Genomic DNA, 5,035 nt, shown 5'->3' on the forward strand with positions numbered 1-5,035 from the left:
GCCCCCGGCCCAGGGCCTCGCGGTCGGGGGCGGTGCGCAGGGCGTCGAGGACGGCCGGGTGCGCGGCGGCGTACAGCAGCGAATAGTCCAGTTCGCCGGCGGCCGGGTCGGGGGTCCAGGCGAGCCGCTCGCCGGTCAGGGAGAACCGCGCGTCGACGCCGGGTTTGTTGCCGCGCGGGTCCTGGCGGTGCCAGGCGCCGTGGAAGCGGGCGGCGATCAGGCCGTGCAGCACATGGCCCTCACCCTCGTCGTCGCGCAGGCGCTGGTAGCACAGGGCCGTCGGGATGTCCTCGGCGCGCAGCAGGGCCGCGAGCGCGTGCGCCTTAGCATGGCAGATTCCGGTCCGCCGGGTGAGGACGTCGGAGGCGCGCCAGGTGACGCGGGGGTCGCCGGTGTCGGCGGAGTGCGGGACGGTGTCGCGGACGAACTCATAGGCCAGGCGCGCATAGACATACGAGTCCGCCGCCCCGGCCGCCAGCCGGGCGGCCGTCTCCCGGACCATCGGATGGTGATGGTCGATCACCTCGTCCGCGGCCAAGTAGGCGGAGAGGTCGGCGGTTTCCTGGATCAGCTGCATGCCCGCAGAGCATAGGAATGCGGCCACCCGTCAGTCAATGACTTATCAGGTGACCGCATACCTATGCGTTTATTCGGGCGCCTGGATCAGCGCGCCATCTCCTCCTTGACCGCTGCCACGAAGGCGTCGACGTCCTCCTCCGTGGTGTCGAAGGAGCACATCCAGCGCACCGTGCCCGCGGCCTCGTCCCAGAAGTAGAAGCGGAAGCGCTTCTGCAACCGCTCGCTCACGTCGTGCGGGAGCTGCGCGAAGACGCCGTTGGCCTGCACCGGGTAGAGGATCTCCACCCCGTGCACCGCGCGCACACCCTCGGCGAGCCGCTGGGCCATCTCATTGGCGTGCCGGGCGTTGCGCAGCCACAGGTCCTTGGCCAGCAGGGCCTCCAACTGCACCGAGACGAAGCGCATCTTGGAGGCGAGCTGCATGGACAGCTTGCGCAGATGCTTCATCCTGCGCACCGCGTCCTGGTTGAGGACCACGACCGCCTCGCCGAACACGGCGCCGTTCTTGGTCCCGCCGAGCGAGAGGATGTCGACGCCGACCGCGCTGGTGAACGTGCGCATCGGCACGTCCAGGGAGGCGGCCGCGTTGGCTATCCGGGAGCCGTCCAGGTGCACCTTCATGCCGTGCGCATGGGCGTGCTCGCAGATCGCGCGGATCTCCTCGGGCGTGTAGAGCGTGCCCAGCTCGGTGGACTGGGTGATCGAGACGACCTGGGGCATCGCCCGGTGCTCGTCCTCGAAGCCCCAGGCCTGCCGGTCGATCAGCTCGGGCGTGAGCTTGCCGTCCGGCGTGGCCACGGTGAGCAGCTTGAGCCCGCCCATCCGCTCGGGCGCCCCGCCCTCGTCCACGTTGATGTGCGCGCTCTCGGCGCAGATCACCGCGCCCCAGCGGTCGGTGACCGCCTGGAGCGCGACCACGTTCGCGCCGGTGCCGTTGAAGACCGGGAAGGCCTCCGCGGCGGCACCGAAGTGGCTGCGGATGATCCGCTGGAGGTTCTCGGTGTACTGGTCCTCGCCATAGGCGACCTGGTGGCCGCCGTTGGCCAGGGCCAGGGCTGCCATCACCTCGGGATGCGCCCCGGCGTAGTTGTCACTGGCGAAACCGCGGACCTCCGGGTCGTGATGGCGACGCGCGTCGGTCCTGGGAGGGTTCACGGCTTCTCGGTCAGCCACAGACGATTTCCGTTCAACTCGGCGGCGGACTTGCTCCAGACGCCCTCGATGGCCTCGGCCAGGTCCTTGACGTCCGTGAAGCCCGCGAACTTCGCGTTGGGGCGTTCGGCGCGCATCGCGTCGTGCACCAGCGCCTTGACCACGAGGATGGTAGCCGCGGAGGTCGGGCCCTCGGCGCCCTCCGCCTTGCCCGCCTTGCGGAAGTAGTCCCCCATGGCCAGCGTCCACGCCTCGGCGGCGGCCTTGGCCGCGGAGTAGGCGGCGTTGCCCGCGGTGGGCTTGGTCGCGCCGGACGCGCTGATCAGCACGTAGCGGCCGCGGTCGCTGCGCTGGAGGGCCTCGTGGAAGGCGAGCGAGGTGTGCTGCACGGTGCGCACCAGCAGCAGCTCCAGGAAGTCCCAGTCGTCCAGGCTGGTCTTGGTGAAGGTCTCGCTGCCGCGCCAGCCGCCGACCAGGTGCACCAGGCCGTCGACGCGCCCGAAGTCCTTCTCGATGTGCTCGGCCCACTCCCGGGTGGACTGGAGATCGAGGAGGTCCACGGTGTCCCCCGTGACCGTGGCACCGCCCGAGGCGTAGCGGGCCGCGTCCACGGCCTCGGACAGCCGCTGCGGGTCGTTGTCCGCTCCGACGACGGTCGCCCCGGCCTCGGCCAGGCGCAGCAGCGTCGCCTGTCCGGCGGGTCCGCCCGCGCCGGCCACCGCGATCACCGCACCGCTGAGCGCCCCGTTCGACCCGTTCCCCATGATCTTCCCCTCTGCAGCAGTGATGTGTGTGGACGGTGCGCCGTCAGTCACGCGGCGAGCCGCTCGGCGCCGTCCGCCGTGATGCCCTTGGTGGAGGCGATCACATTCTTCAGCTTCTTGGACAGGGCTTCAAAGAACATGCTCAGCGGAAACTCGTCCGGGAGCACGTCGTCGACCAGCTTGCGCGGCGGCAGCGTCAGGTCGAGGGCGTCCGGACCCTTGGCCCACTTGGAGCCGGGGTGCGGAGCCAGGTACTCGGACACCAGCTGGTAGCCGGCGAACCAGTGCACGAGCTTGGGGCGGTCGATGCCGTCCCGGTACAGCTTCTCTATGTCGGCGCACAGCTGGTTGGTGACCTGCGGGGCGCGCTCCCAGTCGATGGACAGCTTGTTGTCCGTCCAGCGCACCACGTCGTGCTTGTGCAGGTAGGCGAAGAGCAGCTGGCCGCCGAGGCCGTCGTAGTTGCGCACCCGGTCGCCGGTGACGGGGAAGCGGAACATACGGTCGAAGAGCACCGCGTACTGCACGTCGCGGGCCTGCGGGACGCCGTCCGCCTCCAGCTTCACGGCCTCTTTGAAGGCGGTGAGGTCACAGCGCAGTTCCTCCAGGCCGTACATCCAGAACGGCTGGCGCTGCTTGATCATGAACGGGTCGAACGGCAGGTCGCCGTGGCTGTGGGTGCGGTCGTGGACCATGTCCCAGAGCACGAACGCCTCTTCGCAGCGCTTCTGGTCGTGGACCATCGCGGCGATGTCCTCGGGCAGCTCAAGGCCCAGGATGCCGACGGCGGCGTCGGTGACCCGGCGGAAGCGCGCGGCCTCGCGGTCACAGAAGATGCCACCCCAGGAGAAACGTTCCGGCGCCTCACGGACGGCGATGGTCTCCGGGAAGAGGACGGCCGAGTTGGTGTCGTAGCCCGAGGTGAAGTCCTCGAACGTGATGCCGCAGAACAGCGGGTTGTCGTACCGGGTGCGCTCCAGCTCGGCCAGCCACTCGGGCCAGACCATGCGCAGCACGACCGCCTCCAGATTGCGGTCCAGGTTGCCGTTCTGCGTGTACATCGGGAAGACGACCAGGTGCTGGAGGCCGTCCGCGCGCTGCGCCGCGGGATGGAAGGCCAGCAGGGAGTCCAGGAAGTCCGGCACCTCGAAGCCACCCTCGGCCCAGCGGTGCAGATCCTTCACCACGGCCTCGTGGTAGGCGGCGTCGTACGGCAGGAGCGGCGAGAGCTGCTCGACGGCCTCGGCGACACGGCGTACGGCGGCCTCCGCTTCGGCCTTGGCGGGCGCGCCCTCGGCGTCGAAGTCGATCGAGCCGTCCGCCGACTGCCATGGCCGAATCTGCTCCACGGCATCCTTGAGCACGGGCCAGGCGGGGTGCTCGACCACCCTGGCCTGCGAAGAAACCTGCCCCTTCGGCCCCGACTGCACAAGAATTTCCGTCATTTTCCATCCTCCACGGGAGAACCCAGCGTATGGACACCGTATGCATACCCTGATTCCCCCATCAAGAGGGAGTGCAGGAGATTTTTCTGTCTGGAGACATGGTCACCGACATTTTTCCTGCCGTAAACCGTGACGGCGCTCACTTTCGAGCGTCGGCCTCCCGAGCCCGGGAGGGGCGGGATTCGGCCTGTCAAGCGCGCGGGGGACGCGCCCACGCGTGGGTGATGTCGCAACGGGGTAGCAGCCAGTCACCGCCCGGGGCGCGTCCAGATCGTCCGCGCGCATGCGGGTTCATCCCGGGTCGGGGCCGTTAGGCTGCGACCTGCCCGCACGGACGACGGCGTCCGCCCGTCGCCGCGCGTGCCGAGCCGCCGTCGACGGAAGCGAGTCGAACCTTGAACTTCCTTACCATCGGTCACCGCGGGGTCATGGGTGTGGAGCCCGAGAACACCCTTCGCTCCTTCGTCGCCGCGCAGCGGGCCGGCCTCGACCTGATCGAACTGGATCTGCACCTGAGCAAGGACGGCGCCCTGGTCGTCATGCACGACGCCGAGGTGGACCGCACGACCGACGGCTCCGGGCCGATCGCCGAGAAGACTCTCTCCGAGCTGCGCGCGCTGGACGCGGGGCGCGGGGAGCGGGTGCCGGTGTTCGAGGAGGTCCTGGACGCGGTGGGCACCCCGCTCCAGGCCGAGATCAAGGACGTCGCGGCGGCCCGGGAGCTGGCGCGGGTGATGCTGGAGCGGGATCTGGTCGCGCGGGTGGAGGTGTCCTCGTTCCATGACGAGGCGGTCGCCGAGATCGCCCGGCTGGTGCCCGGGGTGCGCACCGCGCTGATCGCCGGACGCTACGGCCCCGAGGTGGTCGAGCGCGCGGTCGCGGTGGGCGCGCCGACCCTGTGTCTGGACATCCGCCGGATCACCCTGGAGACCGTGGAGCACGCGCGCGCGGCCGGGTTGCGGATCATCGGCTGGACGGTCAACACACAGGAGCAGCTGCGGCTGGTCCGCGCGCTCGAACTCGACGGCGCGACCACGGACTTCCCGGAGATCAAGCGCACGGGACGGTTCACGGCCTAGTACTGCAACGGTGCTT

The 5,035-nt window shown here is 69.7% G+C and carries 5 protein-coding genes; 1 reads left to right on the plus strand and 4 read right to left on the minus strand.

Annotation, left to right across the window (positions count from 1 at the left end):
* The 4 genes from CCN72_RS35340 to CCN72_RS35355 form a co-directional block, all read right to left on the minus strand.
* The coding region (locus CCN72_RS35340; protein WP_107430263.1) for a transglutaminase domain-containing protein at positions 1 to 577 on the minus strand (577 nt) is incomplete at its 3' end.
* A gap of 86 nt (positions 578 to 663) precedes the next feature.
* Entirely contained in the window at positions 664 to 1,734 is a 1,071-nt protein-coding gene (locus CCN72_RS35345; protein ID WP_086812459.1) for a threonine aldolase family protein, read from the minus strand.
* A complete protein-coding gene (locus CCN72_RS35350) occupies positions 1,731 to 2,495 on the minus strand; it encodes an SDR family oxidoreductase (protein ID WP_085562931.1) in 765 nt (254 codons plus the stop codon). Before CCN72_RS35350 ends, CCN72_RS35345 begins: the two co-directional genes overlap by 4 nt.
* Positions 2,496 to 2,542: 47 nt before the next feature.
* Positions 2,543 to 3,940 (minus strand): DUF6421 family protein, encoded by a 1,398-nt coding sequence (locus CCN72_RS35355; protein ID WP_086812461.1) that lies wholly within the window; start codon positions 3,938 to 3,940, stop codon positions 2,543 to 2,545.
* 395 nt (positions 3,941 to 4,335) lie between these two features.
* Between CCN72_RS35355 and CCN72_RS35360 the strand changes: the two genes are divergently transcribed.
* Complete coding sequence (locus CCN72_RS35360; protein ID WP_085562929.1) at positions 4,336 to 5,019, plus strand: glycerophosphodiester phosphodiesterase; 684 nt, start codon at positions 4,336 to 4,338, stop codon at positions 5,017 to 5,019.
* Positions 5,020 to 5,035 lie beyond the last annotated feature (16 nt).

It is taken from the genome of Streptomyces murinus, assembly GCF_002154555.1.
Taxonomy (GTDB): domain Bacteria; phylum Actinomycetota; class Actinomycetes; order Streptomycetales; family Streptomycetaceae; genus Streptomyces; species Streptomyces murinus.